Here is a 19216-nt window from a genome sequence, read left to right as displayed (position 1 = left end):
TGAGGCTATAATGGTTTATCATATTTCCATTGAACAGACGAACCCTTTCAAGGTCTAAAACAAAATTAACTATACTAGGGATCTGTTCCTAATCTATTAGAATTATCCCATACTAATATTTATTCTTGTTACATAACTCATTAAAATTCAAATCTTGATTGCTCCATACTCTAACGGATTAAACAATGGTGGCCAAATAGTTTCTTCATCAAATAAAGCACCTTCAAGTACAATATCCTGTATCCTTTCACACAACATATTAGCACCCATTAATTTTGCACCTTTAAAATTAACATTCCATACATCAGCTCCAACTAAAATAGCATTACTTAAATTTGCATTACTAAAGTCAGCTCCTGCAAGTTTTGCCTTTGTAAGATTTGAAGACTCTAAATTAGAGTTTTCAAGCATTGCCACCATTAGTAAGGCACACGTTAAATTGGTCTCACTTAAATTTGCGTCTTTAATCTCAGCACCACGTAAATTTGTTTCCACTAAACTCGAACCGCTTAAATTTTCTCGATTAAGAATTGCTCTGTGTAAATTTAGATTGTCTAGTTTTGCTTCTTTTAGTGAATCCAAATTAAGTTGAATTGGTTCATTTGCAATGCAATTTATAATAATAATAATATTGTTCACCTCTTTAAATTATTTGTTTCCCCAATCAAATGGATCAATTTTCACATTTCCCCATTCAATAATATTGTCCGGCTTACCACCAGGATAAGGAGTAGTAGGTATGTCTACCCCGAACACTCTACCTGAAATATATCGGTGATTACCATCTACAATAATGTTATTATCAACTTTAATTGGAGGTGGAACCTCGCCATTTGATAAACGTTGAGTATATCGATTAATTGCTGGCAAGGATACAGCTTTTTGTTGAGTTTGTAAGGGAGCAGTTTTCATCGCTTCTCTAATGTGTTCTTCTGTAACTTGCATTCCAGGTTTCCAAGAAAGCCCACCCAGCCCCGGAATCTCACAATTATGAACCCAAATCCCCAGATTCGACACAAAATAAGAATTAAAATCCTCAACCTCAAAGTTATAAACCGTTGCTTCGCGCGACTCTTTCTCGATCTTGTCTATCGCCAGTTTAGTGCCGTCACTCGAAACAAGCAAGTCGCCGACTTTCAGGTCTTTAACAAACGTCCATCCCTTGCCATCAAGCCAGAATGGATGCTCGCCTGTGACCTCGATGATTTCATCCCCGATGTGGACGTAATAGATTTCGTCAGCCATTTTCTGGAACAGCCCCACGACCTCTTTATAGGCCACTTCTCCGGTTTCGTCATCCTTAGTGAGAACCTTATCCCCTACCTCAATTTCCTCGATCGGTTTCTCCCCTTCGTCTGTGAGAACCTTGGTTCCTGCTGTAAAGCAATTACATTCGTAGACGAGTTTTTTCGTCGTTTTAACCGTACCTTCACCAAAAATATTCTTCAGCTTCGATCCAGCCCAGATGACGCCCTTCGTGCCATATTTACCAGCATGCTTCAGACCCGGAATCGGAATAATGCTCAGCGTGGCTCCAATTCCCTCTCCCCAACGGTCTCCCGCCGAGAGATGTTCGCCTGTAATATAGTTATTACCTGTAAATGCCTGCTGGAAGCCTTTCACCGTGCCTACCCATGGCACGAGATCGGCAAGGAAGCTTCCCCCTTGCAGCCATGCGGAGTCACCATCACGGCTTAAGCCAAATGGATCGACATAGGATATCGGGTTGCCATTTACGTAAGCGTAACGGTTCAGCGTTTGTGAATCGCTGATCGAACCTGTCAGTACATCCCGGTTGATGAAGCGTTTGATCTCAGGATTGTAATAACGCGCACGCATATGGTATAGGCCGTTTGCATCCGTTGCAACGCCATCCCGTCCATTATACTGGAACGGCTGCTCTGTCGTTCCCATATGACGGATTTGTTCACCATACGGTCCGTATTCATACGTATCCGTTATCACGCCGTTGTCATCCGTCAGAGCGACTGTGCTTCCACGACGGTCATAATGATACGTGGCATAGCTGCCATCCGCTGCCTCGCGGCCAATCAATCCAAGACCGTACACATAATACGCCGTCGGATTACCTTGTCCATCTGTCTCCATCAGCACCTGCGATAATACGGCCTGCGGATTTACGACATAGCGAGTCGTTACCCCGTTTACGGTGACAGAAGTACGTACGTTTTCGCTATTGTAGCCATAGCTGATGCCGCCTGCTTCCATGAGTCGGTTGCGCGCATCATAGCTGTAGCTTTGCTAGCCTAAACGATCCTTACCTGTATATGTTGACTGGCACGTTACCAGATTGTTCTTAACAGTAATCATCGTTGCTATACCAGCTACTAGCTTGTCAAGATTACCAGTAAAATGAACTTATATCATGTGGTATAGTTAAAATAAGCATACCAAATAACCCTCCAATTCTATTTCTTATTGGAAGGTTATACCAAGTGATTCTCTTTATGTTGGACGGAATGCTTTTTTGTTGTTCAAGATAGCATAGAGCCAATGAACGAGCCTTTTTGCACATGCGACTAGAGCGACTTTATGCGGCTTTCCTTCGCCTCTTTTACGATCGTAGTACGCTTTAATTCGCATGTTACGAGAGCGAATAAGTCCACACTGAACAGCCATCACCAGCGCGTAACGCAACTGCCTGGAACCACGTTTCGTGATTCAGTTTCGAGTTGCTGTAAACTTACCGGAAGCAAAGACACTCGGGTCAATGCCTGCAAAGGCGACTAGCTTTTTAGGATGATCAAATCGGTCGACTTCTCCAATCTCAGATAAAATTGTTGCCGCAATTTTATGTCCGATACCGGGAATCGACTGAATTAATTCATACTCTTCAATTTCTTCAGCCAGAGCATCTATGTTCTGTTCCAATTCAATAAGATGCTCTTGGTACTGAAGAATGAGGGTAATAAGGACTTTCAAATTGATTAAGTGGCTTACGTACATGGTTTGCTGAAATGGGTTTTGTTTTGCCGCATCTAGCAGCCTTTGAACGCGTTGGTTAATCCAGTCCTCTGAACGTCCTCGTTTCGAAGAAAGCAGTTCTTTCATTCTAGCCTTAAGTGTATCTTCGTCTGTCTGCAAAACCGAATATGAGGTTGGGAAATCACTTAAAAAACGTAGCGAAATACCTGAATACATAGCTCCAAAGACACCTTTGTAAGCAGGGAAAACCTGATCTAGAACAGCTTGGAATTGCAGTTTAGTCTGTACATACATCTTTGAAAAAGACTCATATTGCCTTGTTAGATAGCGTAGATTGAGTAGCTGTATCCCCCTTTTCTTAAAGGGTTCAAACTCTTCCTTGTAGTACAACTCTCCCAAAAGATAAGCGTCAGCAGCATCCGTTTTTACTTTGCGAAGTTGAGACTTCCTAAGCCGATTTGAGATGAGCGGATTAATGACAATATAAATATAGTGATGTTCCTCTAGAAACTGAACAACAGGGCTTTGATAATGTCCGGTTGCTTCTAGAATAAGCAGAGGACGTTGTTTGGATACAGATTCAACGTCCTTTAAAACTTGAAGGAGATTGGCTAAACCATCACGAGTGTACTCGAAATGGAACGTCTCTCAATATGGTTTTCCCCGTTCTAAAAAGGCTTGTCCATGGCTCTCTTCTTTATAAATATCTAGACCGATAACTGGATTCATTCAATCGCCCCTATTTGTGTAAATTCACCGGCAGCCCCTACGAATTCTTCTTGTCACTCCATAGCATCGCTTGTTATACGGGATCTGGTGTCCCAACCAGCCTCAATCATGGTCATGACAAGTAGGGGTGAACACTATAGCGCTCGGGATCAAGTCCCACGGGCAGTTACGTTCGACCAGGCTACTTTTATCCTCTATGCATATGAAAAAAGGATCAACCAAAAAGAACTGGTTGATCACATAATACGATGGTCAGTTAAGTTACGGACAAAATAACCTTTGTTGACCGCCCTCACCATAGTTATCGTACTGTCCATCTTAGAAGTTGCGATTCAAAACCGCAAGAAAGAGAAGATAACAAAAAACAGGTCAATCATGGTGGTATTTGACCATAATCGACCTGCTTCATGTAACGCAATAGCGTTATTTAGGGTATAAAATTCAAGCGTTGACGTGCTTACAACCGAATTGACGAAATCTTTATACGGGTATTACATAGGTTAACTGTGTTATTGGTTGAATGATGAGTTCATTCGGCACTAGGTAGCCCCTCCAATATAATGTTAAGATTTTTTTAACCTTATCACCACAATATTCCCCGAGTTACCAAAACAAGATGCATGATACAACCCATCATAAATGTTCTCTACTCGGTAATCACCTACAAAAATATTATCAGCCGACTCTTCACCATAAGCATAACGGACAAGTATTATTGTAAGTTGTTCAATGATCTTTCTTTCTATAAGTTCCTTAATATTTTGACCAAACTGTTTGATTGGTTGAGGTATCTCATCAAATTCAAACCATTCATCAAATTCACCTATAAATTCTTGATTTACAAGTTCGACAGTATGTCTGTTTAGAAATTCATTCAGATGGGACATCTTTCTTTCGGAAATCTCTCTTTCTTGAAGCACCATAAAATCATTACTTTTTTCAAACAATGGTAGTAGGAATGATAAAACATCTCCACACTCATTCGCTTCGAACGTCAGAAATTGAGTACAATCGAAAAGAACATCAGCCATAACTTCACCTCTAAAGGAGGGATGGCTTAAAGACCGCCATCCCAAAATAATATTATCTCCTATACTTCCCGTTATTCAAGTAATCGTAAAGCTGACTAACATCGTTCTTACCTGGTATAGTCACGCCGCCACCCTGAGTTTTAGAACCCTGCCCACCAAAAGTTTCACCATTTTTGTTTACATTCCTTGTTGGTTGATGTACGTGAGGTGATAAACCTGCATGAGAATCTGAACCAAATCTCTTGAACTGCCCGTCGGGATTAGAACCCCGTGAATTGTTATTAAAGCCTTTTGAATTAGTGTGTAAAGTTGTTTCTTTATCAGCCGCAACATTTTTATTTACATACCCATCAAAAGTTCGTTCACCAGGTTGCGGCTTATACCCTCTAGTTTCGAGACCTTTTCACATCCCCTTAACCGTACAATTATGAACCCAAATCCCAAGGTTAGACACAAAATAAGAATTAAAGTCCTCAACCTCAAAGTTATAAACCGTTGCTTCACGCGACTCTTTCTCGATCTTGTCTATCGCCAGTTTAGAACCGTCACTCGAAACTAGCAAGTCGCCGACTTTCAGGTCTTTAACAAACGTCCATCCCTTCCCATCAAGCCAGAATGGATGCTCGCCTGTGACCTCGATGATCTCATCCCCGATGTGGACATAATAGATTTCGTCAGCCTGTTTCTGGAACAGCCCTACGACCTCTTTATAGGCCACTTCGGCACTGGGTAGCCCCCACAAAAAAAGAAACCTTGAAAGGCATAGAACCAATCAAGGTTGTGTAAAATTTAATCGTTAGTTGCCCATAGATAGAAAACCCTCAATACATCTTCAAGATTGCCCGGGCCTCCAGCACCAGAAAAGCAGCCATCCTCTATCTTGCAGTAGATCCAATCTTCTTCGGTTCGTTCAATTTGAATCAAATCAACTTGCTTATCTTCCAACGTAGTACCAATCAAATTTATGGCAACATGCCACCCAGGATTATCAATGGACGTTATTCTAATACCGCTTTCATGCTCCCATTCTCCGTCACATTGTGAGGAATACCACTCTTGTAACCATCTCAAAATATCCACTCATTCACACTCCTCAAAGCTTACCTGGAATTTCCCAAGGGTATGGCTTTCTTACCCCCCCCGGTGTCTTAGGATCATTAACATGGGGTGTTTCCACCATTTGACCAGTTTGTTTATTAAAGTGCCCTGCTCCCTTGCCATCGTATCTCTCCCCTGGAGTAAACGGATTTGGGTTTCTTGGGTCGGATTTATACCATCTTTGCCAATTCGTTATTTCTCCTGTTTGAGGGTCACTCTTATAGGTTGAATGTTCTCCTGTTGCATCAGGATCATACTTCATATTGTTTTTACTTTTGCCCCCACCAGCTTTGGGTGCACCTGCATTACCCATCCCTGGGATCTCACAATTATGAACCCAAATCCCCAGATTCGACACAAAATAAGAATGAAAGTCCTCAACCTCAAAGTTATAAACCGTTGCTTCGCGCGACTCTTTTTCGATCTTGTCTATTGCCAGTTTAGTACCGTCACTCGAAACTAGCAAGTCGCCGACTTTCAGGTCTTTAACAATCGTCCATCCCTTGCCATCAAGCCAGAATGGATGCTCGCCTGTAACCTCGATGATTTCATCCCCGATGTGGACGTAATAGATTTCGTCAGCCTGTTTCTGGAACAGCCCTACAACCTCTTTATAGGCCACTTCCTCGGTCTTGTCATCTTTTGAGAGAACCTTATCCCCTACCTCGATTTCCTCGATAGGTTTCTCCTCTACTTGTTTCCTGCTAGAAGCCTTTCCCCATTCACCTCAGTGGTAACAGAGTCATAAAAAAGAAACCCTGAAAGGCAAAAGGCCAATCAAGATTTACAAAATTTAGCCTTCACATATTTGAATAATCTCTTTAGGTACAGATTCAAATATCAATACTTCCGGCTTGGAAAAAGGCTTTTTAACTTTATAATCTTGGAGTGTCATCAAACTTGCCCAGTACAATTCTACCCAATGTTCAATACTTTCACCTGTATCAAAATTTAGTGCTTCCTCATCGGTATCCTTCAAATCCTCATAAAATGCTTGGTCGTAGATAGAAAGAGAAATGTCCCCATCAAAAACCAAGATTTTATTTGAAAACACTGGAAAGCAAAATGATTTTGTAAAGCGATTAACAATATCTACCCCGATTGCCTTTCTGAAATTGACCCAATCAGGTGTATTTATAGGTCTGAATTGTTCTGTCACTTCAAGTTTTATCCTACCACCATTGCTATATCGATTGTTTGATTTTGTCATAGAATTTATACCACCCGACATAATTACCTCTTTGGAGACATAATGTTCATGACCTTCGGCTAAGTAGGCGTGATACAACAATTCATTCAAATTTTCACCTCCTAATTTATTTTCTTGAAACATAAGGAAAATGTGAACTTCTGGTTGGATCATCCAAATTTTCAAACACCCTATGACTCCCTGTTGGTGTATCAGGTGTACTAATATTACCGTCAAACTCTTTATAATACTTGGTTATTCTTTGGTTGCTTGGATTATTTGGATTTGGCCAATTTGAGTAGGCTTTATCAGGATTAGTTATTGTCTCTTGTCTTAATTTTCCTACGTCAACGTCCTGACCATATTGTGAACGATTCTTAGTCGATGGTCTCGTTGAATCGAATAAATGTTTTTCAGAGTGAGGATTAACAAAATCACTAGGATTACTTCCTCCACCAGATTTTGTAGGAACAGGATTACCATTAATCGCACAATTATGAACCCAAATCCCTAGATTCGACACAAAATAAGAATTAAAGTCCTCAACCTCAAAGTTATAAACCGTTGCTTCGCGCGACTCTTTTTCAATCTTGTCTATTGCCAGTTTAGAACCGTCACTCGAAACAAGCAAGTCGCCAACTTTCAGGTCTTTAACAAACGTCCATCCCTTACCATCGAGCCAAAATGGATGCTCGCCTGTAACCTCGATGATTTCATCCCCGATGTGGACGTAATAAATTTCGTCAGCCTGTTTCTGGAACAGCCCTACGACCTCTTTATAGGCCACTTCTCCGGTTTCGTCATCCTTTGAGAGAACCTTATCCCCTACCTCGATTTCCTCGATAGTTCTCTCCTCTACTTGTTTCCTGCTGGAAACCTTTCGCCATTCACCTCAGTGGTACCAGATCGGCAAGGAAGTCATTCAAAAAAAGAAACCCTGAAAGGCAAAAGGTCAATCAAGGTTTACAAACTTTAGCCTTCACATATTTGAATAATCTCTTTAGGTTCAGATTCAAATAACTCGGGTATAAAGATTATATTCTTTCTTTTTGCTCCGCTCGATTCATTCATTAGTGGGTAGCCCTAACAACTTGTAGAATCAATCACATGAAAACCAAAATAATCATGATTCAAATGTAGTTCTTTCTGGAAACTCTCCCCCCTCTCTAACCAAGCAAATCACCAATCTTTGAGCTGCTCTATCAAAATAAAATTTGCTAGGAATATTAGGATCAGGTATAGACTCTATCTCGGAAAACTTCTTAGTTAACTTATGAAATTCAATTTTACCCATAACATCTTCATTTGGTCCAAATCTGTAGACAACTGTTTCGTCATCTTCCTGTACTTTTAGTAGCAATACATATGAAGCCAAATTTAATCCTCCTCATGTGGATACCATGGACGACCAGAATCAACCGTTCTATCATGTGCAGTCCTATAGTCTGTTTTAAAAATACCTTCAAATTTAGATTCAAAGAGTTCATGATTCAATAAGTCAATATCTTGTGGTTTAAATGATCCTTTTTGAAGTCTATCCCATGCTTGTGCGATTTCATAATCTGCTTCAAAGCGTCCAACACCATGTTCTTTAATAGGCTCTTTAATAAACAAATGATCTTTTATTCTTCGAATTCTATTCTCAGATATACCTGTATTTTGGGAAATACTCTGTATATCCACATTCGATTTTCTAAAGGAATCATACATTGCATCAGCAGCATCAAGTCGCTTTAGATATGCATCAACTGAAAGTTCTCTCCCACCTGTCTGAACATACCCCGTCCCCCCAGCAAAAAAACGTGATTTCAGCTTCGATCCAGCCCAAATGACACCTTTAGTGCCATATTTACCAGCATGCTTCAGGCCCGGAATCGATTGGAATGATGTTCAGCCACAATCTGATTAAATGATTAGTTATTCTTACAATGAGAAGCCTCATTAAGAACACAAATATACCTGCCTATCCGGAGATAAGCAGGTCAGATAATGTTATCTATATATCAAGTACAATTCCCTTACCAATTATTCTACCGCCACCGTTTAAATTAAATACATAATTTGGTACAATTAAATCTTTAAACACTTCCCCATAAGGCAATTCAATGTGTACAATATGCTTTTCTCCTTTCGAAATTACCCTTTTATCATCCTCTTCTCCTAAGCTAATTTTACACATAATCAATTCGCCATTCACATTAAATGATACCATTAATCCAGAAAATATATCCTTTGTCATTCCACCTTCATTTTCTGGTAGAAAATTGACTTCAGCGACGAGCTTTAACATTTTAAATTTCTCCTAATATTCGTGTATTATCTCAAGAATAGATTGATTAAATATATCATATTTATCTGGATGTACCGTTACAGATCCGCCTTTTAATATCATTTTTTCAACAGGTGTGTGGTCTAATTCATCAATTACACTCTTTAGTAGCTTTACTTTAATAATTGCTGAAGAATCCTTTAAGAAATCCGTCAGTTTCAACACTTCATCAAAATTATATCCGAATTGCTTACCATCAAAACTGTATGGTCCTGGTCTAAAGAGCCGATTATTCATTATGTCATAAAATTCATCTGGACCAACTGCTCGGAACAACTCAACAGTATCTTAAGTTTTTCCCTCAAAACTAAATAAATGCAAGTTTAGCTTTAGACCAAACTTACTTTTCAAAGATGTTGCTACTGCACTTTCGGTAGCTACTTTCTTCAGCTTCGATCTAGCCCAAATGACGCCCTTCGTGCCATATTTACCCGCAGCTTTAGACCCGGTCACGAGATCGCAAGGAAGTCCTGTTCAAAAAAAGAAACCTTGAAAGGCAAGAAGCCTGTCAAGGTTAAGGAATTGAAAATTATAGATTAATTGTAATAATTAAATTATCGGCTACTTCTTTGAAATTCCATTTAGAAAGCACAAATAGCCCTTCATAAAACTGGTCAATATGAATAGTCTTGCAAGCTATTGCATCCTCCTCAATGTTTTCTGAGGCGCATGATATAATCATTAACTTCAAAAATTCAATATCCAACTTGCTACTAAATTCAATGATTCCTTTTTTTAGATTAATAAGTTCAATTGGCGGATTCTCCTCTTCCTTCCAATCTTCAAATATACCTACAAATTCTTGATTAAATAGCTCGATCACTTTATCTAGAAGAAAAGGATTCAAATAAGCTAGCTTCTCCCCAGATATTTCCTCTTTTTTTAAGACCTTCATCGCTAACCTTTCGAATTGAACTACATCGTTCATAAACATTGACTCGTCACTGCTAAAAGTCAGAAACTGAGAGCAATCAAAAACTGCATACGACATATAAACACCTCTCAATAATTAATTTCTATATTTTCCGTTATTAAGATAATCATATAATTGACTTACATCATTACGTGTAGGAGAGGTTACTCCATCATTTTTCGTTTTGCTTCCTACAGAACCTCGAACGTTGCCAGATCTGTCAACATTTCTTTGAGGCTGATGAACATGTGGTGCTAAACCCGCATGCGAATCGCTTCCATATCTCTTGAATTGTCCTCCAGGAGTTCCAACGTTGTTAAATCCCGATGAATTCGTGAATAATTTCGTTTCTTTATCAATAGGCACATTATAATTCACATATCCTTCAAAAGTCCTTTCTCCAGGTTGGGATTTGTACCCCCATCCTTCCAAACCAGAACCCTTCCCATTTATCTCACAATTATGAACCCAAATCCCAAGGTTAGACACAAAATAAGAATGAAAGTCCTCAACCTCAAAGTTATAAACCGTTGCTTCGCGCGACTCTTTTTCAATCTTGTCTATTGCCAGTTTAGTGCCGTCACTCGAAACAAGCAAGTCACCGACTTTCAGGTCTTTAACAAACGTCCAACCCTTGCCATCAAGCCAGAATGGATGCTCGCCTGTGACCTCGATGATTTCATCCCCGATGTGGACATAATAGATTTCGTCAGCCTGTTTCTGGAACAGCCCTACAACCTCTTTATAGGCCACTTCTCCGGTCTCGTCATCCTTTGAGAGAACCTTATCCCCTACCTCGATTTCCTCGATCGGTTTCTCCCCTTCGTCGGTGAGAACCTTGGTTCCTGCTGTAAAGCAGTTACATTCGTAGACAAGTTTTTTCGTCGTTTTAACCGTATCTTCACCAAAAATATTCTTCAGCTTCGAACCCGCCCAAATGACACCCTTGGTACCATATTTACCAGCATGCTTCAGACCCGGAATCGGAATAATGCTCAGTGTTGCCCCAATTCCCTCTCCCCAACGGTCTCCCGCCGAGAGATGTTCACCAGTAATATAGTTATTACCTGTAAATGCCTGCTGGAAGCCTTTTACCGTGCCTACCCATGGCACGAGATCAGCAAGGAAGCTTCCGCCTTGCAGCCATGCAGAGTCTCCATCACGGCTTAAGCCAAATGGATCGACATAGGATATTGGGTTGCCATTCACATACGCGTAACGGTTCAGCGTTTGTGAATCGCTAATCGAGCCTGTCAGTACATCCCGGTTGATAAAACGTTTGATTTCTGGATTATAATAACGCGCACGCATATGGTACAAGCCGTTTGCGTCTGTAGCAACGCCATCCCGTCCATTATACTGGAACGGCTGCTCTGTCGTTCCCATATGACGGATTTGTTCACCATACGGTCCGTATTCATACGTATCGGTGATCACGCCGTTGTCATCCGTCAGAGCGACTGTGCTTCCACGACGGTCATAATGATACGTGGCATAACTGCCATCCGCTGCCTCGCGGCCAATCAATCCGAGACCGTACACATAATACGCCGTCGGATTACCTTGTCCATCTGTCTCCATCAGCACTTGCGATAATACCGCCTGCGGATTTACGACATAACGAGTCGTTACCCCGTTTACAGTGACGGAGGTGCGTACGTTTTCGCTATTGTAGCCATAGCTGATGCCGCCTGCTTCCGTTAGTCGGTTGCGCGCATCATAGCTGTAGCTTTGCATGCTGCCAGCAAGCGGACCCGTGATCATATTGCCATCCTGATCATACACGACTGCGCTCCCGTTATAGGTCGCCAGACGATTGTCTGCCGTGTAGGTCATTTCCGCGTTGCTCATGCCAGGCGGAAGCTGCATTGCTGCTGATTCCGGCTGCAAGCCAGCAGCATCTCCTGGTACGTATACACTGCCCGAAACATTGCCGTATACGTTCTCGCCTACACTTAATCCGTTCAAGTATACACTGTCGGTGACGGTTGGACCGCCATTTTCGCTGATGACATTGCCAACCGCATCATAGCCATACGTATACGAAAGAATTATGCTGCTATCCAAGCCAATATCGTTAATCGTCAACAATTGACCCTTCGCATCATATGTTCTTGTTTCCGTTGTGCCATTAGGTCGAAGCGTTGATGCCAGACGGCCATTGGCATCGTAGCTGTAAGCTGTTACACGGCCGCTCCAATCGGTTACGCTCGTCATACGACCTGCACGGTCATACGTGTAGGAAACGGTTTTGTTGTCTGGATAGGTCAGCATGATCATATTGCCTGCTGCGTCATAGCTGTATTGGATGACATTGCCGAATTCATCGGTATATTGCACGACGCGGTCCAACTCATCAAATACACGCGTTAAGGCTTTGCCTTGCCCATCCGTTACAGCGGTTATATTGCCGTTCGCATCATACGTATAGCTGACTTCACCAGCCTGATCAACGAATTTGCTTAGTCTTGACGCTGCGTCATAGTTATAGGACGTCGTCAGTCCGCGACCATTCGTCTCTACATCCGGCAAGCCTAAAGCATTATACGTGTATGTCGATGTTTCACCGGCTGCATTCGTTTCGCCAATTAATCTTCCTGCCAAATCATACGTATACGCTGCCGCATTCTGATTCGGATCGGAGTAGCCGATAACTTGGCTTAATGAGTCGTAGCTGCGGCTTGCTTCGCCTTTAAGCGCATCGCTTACGGTCGTCAAACGACTAAGATCGTCATAAGCGAACGTAGTAGAACGATTCATCGGATCAATCGTTTCAACGAGGCGATTGAGTTCATCGTACACATAAGTTTGCGAATGATTCAGCGCATCCTTAATCGTGACCGGATTACCCTTCGCATCATAGACAACCTCGTAGACTTTGGTATTGTCCGCATTATAGGCTTCTACAAGACGATAGAGGGAATCATACACATAACGAACGCTTTCCCCTTCTGCATTCGTCTGAGTCAGCACATTGCCGACTGCATCATAGACAATTGTCACACTGTCGCCAAGCGGATTGACGGCCTCAATCAAACGGCCCTCAGCATCATAAATGAGCTGCGAAGCTTGATTCCGTGCATTTACAACCTGTGTCAAATTGCCATTGTTGTCATAGGTGTAATGTGTCGTGTTGCCACGCGCATCAACCTCTGACGCAAGGAAGCCTTGCTTGTCATAAGCATACGAGTACGCATGTCCCAGCGCATCCGTATCGCTTAGCAGCTGATCATCTGCATTGTACACGAGCTGGCTTGTATTTCCTGCCGCATCGGTTACGCTTGCCATTCTTCCGGCTGCGTCATAACCATACGTCGTAACCTCGCCCGCCGCATTGTTCATGCTGACCAGTCGGCCTCCACTATACGTATAGGAGGTTTGCGCACCTTTTGGATCAGTAGCCGACAATAACATGCCAGCTGCATCATACGCATAGGTAGTCACTTGTCCATCTGTATCCGTTACGGATATCAAACGGTTCTTATTGTCGTACGTATACGTAATCGTATTGCCATCAGGCCCTGTTGCGCTGAGCAAATTGTCCTCATTGTCATAGGTCATATTGACCTGCGCACCCGTATAATCGGTTGAACGAATCAGATTGCGCCTGTCATCATAGACATAGCTGATCGTCTGATTTAGCGGATTAGTCGCGGTTAGGCGATTGCCCTGCACATCATACGTAAAGGACATTTTATTCCCTAAGCTGTCTTCCGTTTGAAGCAGTTGGTACTGCGCATCATGTGTTAACTTCTGCACATCGCCATTACGATTGGTAATCGTCGTAACTAACTGCTTGTCCTTCTCCTCATAGCTGAACGTAGTTGGAGCATGCCCAGCAACTGCATCCTGCTGCTTGATGACGCGACCTTCATGATCATACGTATTCTCGAACAGCTGGACGCCCTCACTCGATGCGCTGACAATCCGATTGCTGCTGTCGTAGCTGTAAGTCGTGGCATTTCCAGCTGCATCAGTTATTTCGCTCAAGCGACCGGCTGCATCATAAGAAAATTGGACGGAACGCGCTGCCGGATCAACTACCTTAGCCACTCGGCCTGTCGCATCATAGCTGAGTGTCAAAGCCGCTCCTGTCAATGGATCACTGATGGTCGATAAAGCACCATTCGCGGCATAACCAAATGCCAGCTTCAGCCCGCTTTTCTCCTCGATTTCAGTCAAGCGCCCTGCAGCTGTGAAACGATAGAATGTACCGTCATTGCGTTCAAGCACATAAGTACCATCCGAATTTTTCGTCAAATGATCCAATCTGGTTGCTTTATCGACTGACGAATAAGTACCGTCCGCTGCTCTATTAAATACATTCGAACGGAAGGCATTCCAGTAAATCGTTACGTTGTTCACGCCAGCCTCAAGCTTCATCTCGAAGTTATGGCTCCAGCCGACTCCCAGATCACCAGTACCCGTTAACAACGAATGATATTGGGCCTGAAAAGGAATCGGAACCGCGCCATGTGCCGTAAGCAAGGTGCGATTAATAATTTGTGCTCCAGTTGCCGTATCAATTGGATCAGCATGGAATGTCTGTGGATCATAGTCCGACGGGTCCAGCGTCTTCACTTTGTCCGCTGCACCGATACCGGATATTGGTGTGCCATCTGCTCCAGGGAAGCTCAGGTCAATGGCGCCAAATGGTGCAAATACGATATATTCCGCGCCGCTTGTATTCGTAAGCAGCAGCGTTGCTCCCGCGTTTACATTTAGCGGACTTTGTCCTGGCTGCTCATTGCCCGAACCGCTACGATACGTAAAGGAGCCGCCGGCTTTTAACGTTTGAGTTGACGAGGTCAGATTTTTAGCCTGAACCGTTTGATCAGCTTTCAGCGTTTCCTGCTCAAGTGCCGGATCAGTACGATCTACATAGCTGAAAGACTCATAAGGCCCCCAAATACTTAACGATTGACTAAGAGGGCTCGTTACAACCATCTTTTCAGCTAGAACAAGCTCGTGCGTTGCTGCTGTATCACGAGAAGCGTAACCAAGCACTGTTCCCGTGCTATTATACGATGCCCAGTCCATTGTGCCACTGCTGGTAAAGGACCATATCTTCGGGCTGATATTTGTCAGCTCGACCGTATTTTTGAACGAAACCGGAACAATTCGCAGGGCTGGCTCATCCTGCTCCGTTACAAGGAAAGCAAGCGCGCCGCCCGTAACAACGGTTCCGGTACCAATTCGGCTCGTGATGACTAGCTTATGGCCTATCGGTACGCTTATAGCTGTATTAGTTGCTTCTCTCAAATAGCGTACAGGTGCTCCTGCGCTATCATACAAAGCGTAATCATATTTGCCGCTAAGGTTGATCGTAGACGCGCCGCCCGATTGATTTTTCACCGCCAGTGTTTCGCCTATTGCCAAAGCTTTTACAAACTCATTGGCATTGCCGCCGTCGGTTACATTAATCGCATCGGTTGGCGCCATAACCGTTATAGGAGCGATATCCGCGTTGGTAATCAGCATCCGCTCTGTTGAGTCAATCACACGCGGGTTCAATAAGCTGCCGTTGCCGAAACGCTGCATATTTCCCCATAAATCGTAAATCTGATAGTCATATTTCCCAATAATCCGCAGATTGAAAGAATCAGGTGAAATATTGCGCAGCGAATAGGAAGCCCCTGGATCAAGCGACTTAATCGTCACGGCCCGAATCATTCTCGGGGTAATGTCGAAAGCATCATAAGCACCGCTAACGGTGACGGTATGCGTAACAGATGGGGTCAGCACAAACTTCGCATCAACCGCAATAATCTGCTCCTTCTGCGTTGCCCCAGCCCCATAGCTGTTAACGGAGCCATCTGCTGCGTATTCTGCATGATCATATGTGCCATCTAAATACAGGCTCATTCTTTTATTCGTTTTTTGCTTAATTTCCAGCGTCCCATCTCCAGATAGTGTACGAACAAAAGAAACGGGATTTGCCCGATTGCTAATTTGGAACAAATCATAGGCCCCATAAGCAACCATATTGCTGGTGCCGCTGTTCATAATGGCTGCTTTTTCGCCTACAGCGACAGCCTGTCCAATAGAAGCGTTCCGCTCGCGATAGTAGCTTTTAATCTCGCCTGCTGCATCGTACAGCGCCAAATCATAGACGCCTGTCATTTTCACATTGGCATCCTTCGTACCGGTGTAAGCAGCCTCAAAGCTGCTGCCCGGCTGAAGCGTACGCTCGAATAACGCAGGGTTCGTACGATTCGTCAATTGGAAAGCGTCATAAGCGCCTTCAACCGTAATGGCTTGGGAATTCGCATTCGTTAGCGCGATGCGGTTTCCTGACGAAATAATCTCAAGCGCCGCCGTTTGATCCCGTCCGAGTTCCCTGACATCCTGATCCGCAGCAAACTCAACGAAATCATATAGTCCGCTCGGATAGACCTCATAAGGAGTCAGCTCCTTGTTTGTCGCTTCAAAGCTTTCGCCTGGAGCGAGCGTACGCTGAAACGTTACGGGATTCGTACGGGCATTGTTGTCAAAAACATCATAAGCACCGTAAACGACAATGGACTGAACATCCGTGTTCATCACCGCAATTCGCTGCCCCGTATTTACCAATTTATTTTTAATGATGTTTTGCTGCCTTGCATAGGTTTTTAAACCATTTTGATCAAAAAGCGAATAATCATATTTGCCCGTCATATAGACAGAGGCATCATCTACTCCTTTAAAAACAGCCTCCATGCTTTGGCGAGGTGCAAGGGTTCGTTCAAAAAGAGCAGGATTCGCCCGGCCTGTCAATGCGAATACATCATATGGCCCTTCAATAGCCATAGAAGAAGCCTGTGCATTCGTAACCGCCAAACGATTGAGCCCAGACACATTTTTGACCGTTGTACCATGCTCACGCTCGACATCGGTTACATCATTAGCAGAATCATATTGCGCCAGATCATAAAGTCCTGTCGAATAAACCGGGAACAGCTTGCCCGTCTGATTTCGCAGCTCCATGCTCTCATTCGCCGTCAATACCCTGCTGAACGTAACCGGATTAGCACGGCTCGTAATCGCAAACAGCTCATAAGGGCCATAAACCTCCATCGCCGTTGTACCGGTATTCATAACGGAGACATGTTTACCTGCATCCACATCGCGGTAAGCGATCGTGCGCCCGCGTGCATAGCTGTCTGGATTGCCGGCGGCATCATAATCCATAACATCGTGCTTGCCTGTCAGATCCACTCGTTCATTATAAGTGGACGTATTTTTCGCCTGGGCGCTTTGCCCAACTGCAAGCTCCTTCACAGCCAAGGCTGGATTCGTGCTCGATTGAACAAGCGTCACATCATTAGGCGCAAGAATTTGCAGCACGGAGCTCCCGCTGCCTGTCAGCGTTATCCGTTCCGAGTTATAAAGAATTTGTCCGAGGGAGGTTTCCTTGCGCTTTGATGAGCGCGGCTCTCCTGTCGTTTTATAACTGGCCTGATCGTACGTTCCTGACATATTTAAATGGAACAGCGTCGGGCTGATATTCGTCAGGCGCATGCTCTGTCCATTGGCCAAAAAGCCCTTGTAAAGCGCAGGAGCTGATCGGTCCGTTAAGCGAAAAGCATCATAAGGGCCCGATAAAACAATTGGCGCCGTACCGCTGTTGGAGATGATGATTCGCTCCGTGTCATCTACAATATGGCTGTCAGCCGTCTGCGGGTTGCCGAATTCGCTCACTTCATTTCCCGTATCATAGGTGACATAATGATGCTGATTATTCAAGCTGACCGTAAATGATTTAAGCGAGATATTATCAGCCTGAACGGTTTCCCCTGCCACCAGTGTCTTATTAAAGCTGACCGGAATGGAGCGCGATACGAACCTAAAGGCATCATAAGGCGCAATAATTTCCGCTGCCCCGCTGCCGACATTCGTAAAAGCGGCGCGTTCTCCCGCACTGATGCTGAAGCTGCCTAAAGAACGATTTGCATAGTAATTATTAATATTCCCTAAGCTGTCGTACATCGCATAATCGTACAGGCCATTCATCGTAAACGATCCGTTGCCTGACAAGCGATTCGTCGCTTCATAGCTTTGCCCTACTGCTATTGAGCCAATAAAAAGGGCTGGGTCTGTGCGGCCAGTGAAGCTGAATCCGTCTGGAGGCCCGACGACTTCGGCTGTACCGCCGTCTGTTTTGGTAATGACGATGCTGCCGCCAGCAGGAATTGTCTTTGTCCCTGCCGTTGTCGTTATTTTCCGTCCATAATCGGCAACACTGCCGTTTGCGCTATATTGTGCAAAATCATATGCCCCTTTTAAATTCAGAACATAGCTTTCGGATGATGTGTTTTTGACTAGAACACTTTGACCACTGGTCAGCGTCTGCGTATAAAGCGCAGGGTAAGCACGTGCTTTAGTTGGAATCGCATCATAAGGACCCTCGATTACGAGCGGTACGTCCGAATAATTGCTCACAATCATTTTTCGACCAGCATACAACATATCTGATGTAAAGCCTGTATGACCATAAGAGTCGAGAACGCCTGCGGCATCGTAAATCGCATAATCATAATTTTTATGGCTGAAATACATCGTGAACGTATAAGGAGTCACATTTAACGCTTCTAAATGCTGGCCCTGCTGCAGCGTTTTCACAAACACCGCTGGATTAGTACGGCTGGCGAACGAGAACACCTCATAAGGCGCCAGCACCTCATAGCTGACGGTTCCCGTATTTGTAATAGCTATACCTTCCCTTGCTGGAATCGGCATCGTTCCACCAGCATGAGTGCGGTCATAGGTGTTGGGAATATCATTGGCATTGTAATCGGCATGGCTGTTTTTGCCGCCTACGTCAATGCTTTCCGATGTGGTAATCAGATTGGTTGCCTTCATGCTCTGCCCTGGAAACAGCAAATATTTTTTCAAGGCAGGTGTAGAAGTATAACTTGCACCGAGCTCTCTTGTTACCGTCTTCAGCACAACTCCGCTTGCTGACGTATTCGTAATAACGAGCCGCTGCCCGCCTACGATGC

10 protein-coding genes and 7 pseudogenes are annotated in these 19216 nt (G+C 43.7%); all 17 read right to left on the bottom strand.

Features of this window, described 5'->3' with window-relative positions; all coding sequences use genetic code 11:
• Positions 1-147: 147 nt before the first annotated feature.
• A complete protein-coding gene (locus AC50Y5_RS07210; protein WP_494859453.1) occupies positions 148-639 on the bottom strand; it encodes a pentapeptide repeat-containing protein in 492 nt (163 codons plus the stop codon).
• Between the two features lie 339 nt (positions 640-978).
• Positions 979-1671: pseudogene (locus tag AC50Y5_RS07205) on the bottom strand (polymorphic toxin-type HINT domain-containing protein); the annotation flags it as partial.
• A gap of 36 nt (positions 1672-1707) precedes the next feature.
• Positions 1708-2109, bottom strand: a pseudogene (locus AC50Y5_RS07200) (RHS repeat-associated core domain-containing protein); the annotation flags it as partial.
• Positions 2110-2466: 357 nt separating this feature from the next.
• A pseudogene (locus AC50Y5_RS07195) lies at positions 2467-3675 on the bottom strand (IS110 family RNA-guided transposase).
• Positions 3676-4238: 563 nt separating this feature from the next.
• On the bottom strand, positions 4239-4751 hold the full coding sequence (locus AC50Y5_RS07190; RefSeq protein WP_494859452.1) for a hypothetical protein: 513 nt from the start codon (positions 4749-4751) through the stop codon (positions 4239-4241).
• Between the two features lie 370 nt (positions 4752-5121).
• Positions 5122-5433: pseudogene (locus tag AC50Y5_RS07185) on the bottom strand (polymorphic toxin-type HINT domain-containing protein); the annotation flags it as partial.
• A 62-nt stretch (positions 5434-5495) separates the two neighbouring features.
• Positions 5496-5786, bottom strand: a complete 291-nt coding sequence (locus tag AC50Y5_RS07180) for an immunity 53 family protein (RefSeq protein ID WP_056034230.1) — start codon at positions 5784-5786, stop codon at positions 5496-5498.
• Positions 5787-5799: 13 nt separating this feature from the next.
• Positions 5800-6492, bottom strand: a pseudogene (locus AC50Y5_RS07175) (polymorphic toxin-type HINT domain-containing protein); the annotation flags it as partial.
• A gap of 105 nt (positions 6493-6597) precedes the next feature.
• The gene (locus AC50Y5_RS07170; RefSeq protein WP_056034321.1) at positions 6598-7104 is read right to left on the bottom strand and encodes a hypothetical protein; all 507 of its coding nucleotides are present in this window, start codon (positions 7102-7104) and stop codon (positions 6598-6600) included.
• 16 nt (positions 7105-7120) lie between these two features.
• Positions 7121-7828 (bottom strand): polymorphic toxin-type HINT domain-containing protein, encoded by a 708-nt coding sequence (locus AC50Y5_RS07165; RefSeq protein ID WP_494859724.1) that lies wholly within the window; start codon positions 7826-7828, stop codon positions 7121-7123.
• Positions 7829-8116: 288 nt separating this feature from the next.
• On the bottom strand, positions 8117-8368 hold the full coding sequence (locus tag AC50Y5_RS07160; protein ID WP_056034238.1) for a hypothetical protein: 252 nt from the start codon (positions 8366-8368) through the stop codon (positions 8117-8119).
• 2 nt (positions 8369-8370) lie between these two features.
• Positions 8371-8703 (bottom strand): hypothetical protein, encoded by a 333-nt coding sequence (locus tag AC50Y5_RS07155; protein WP_056034241.1) that lies wholly within the window; start codon positions 8701-8703, stop codon positions 8371-8373.
• 286 nt (positions 8704-8989) lie between these two features.
• Positions 8990-9283, bottom strand: a complete 294-nt coding sequence (locus tag AC50Y5_RS07150; RefSeq protein WP_056034250.1) for a hypothetical protein — start codon at positions 9281-9283, stop codon at positions 8990-8992.
• A gap of 12 nt (positions 9284-9295) precedes the next feature.
• The gene (locus AC50Y5_RS07145) at positions 9296-9598 is read right to left on the bottom strand and encodes a hypothetical protein (protein WP_056034251.1); all 303 of its coding nucleotides are present in this window, start codon (positions 9596-9598) and stop codon (positions 9296-9298) included.
• A 253-nt stretch (positions 9599-9851) separates the two neighbouring features.
• Positions 9852-10250 (bottom strand): hypothetical protein, encoded by a 399-nt coding sequence (locus AC50Y5_RS07140; protein ID WP_494859449.1) that lies wholly within the window; start codon positions 10248-10250, stop codon positions 9852-9854.
• Positions 10251-10682: 432 nt separating this feature from the next.
• Positions 10683-11378, bottom strand: a pseudogene (locus AC50Y5_RS07135) (polymorphic toxin-type HINT domain-containing protein); the annotation flags it as partial.
• Positions 11379-11414: 36 nt separating this feature from the next.
• Positions 11415-15182 (bottom strand): annotated as a pseudogene (locus AC50Y5_RS07130) (RHS repeat-associated core domain-containing protein); the annotation flags it as partial.
• Positions 15183-19216: the final 4034 nt, after the last annotated feature.

Source organism: Paenibacillus sp. JT22N7 (assembly GCF_059383875.1).
This window is presented reverse-complemented; position numbering and strand designations above follow the sequence as displayed.

What these genes read in the sequence shown, in the direction of transcription:
- AC50Y5_RS07150 (WP_056034250.1), bottom strand. Translation starts at nt 9,283, where the DNA reads ATGTTAAAGCTCGTCGCTGAAGTCAATTTTCTACCAGAAAATGAAGGT.
- AC50Y5_RS07155 (WP_056034241.1), bottom strand. Translation starts at nt 8,703, where the DNA reads ATGTATGATTCCTTTAGAAAATCGAATGTGGATATACAGAGTATTTCC.
- AC50Y5_RS07140 (WP_494859449.1), bottom strand. Translation starts at nt 10,250, where the DNA reads ATGAACGATGTAGTTCAATTCGAAAGGTTAGCGATGAAGGTCTTAAAA.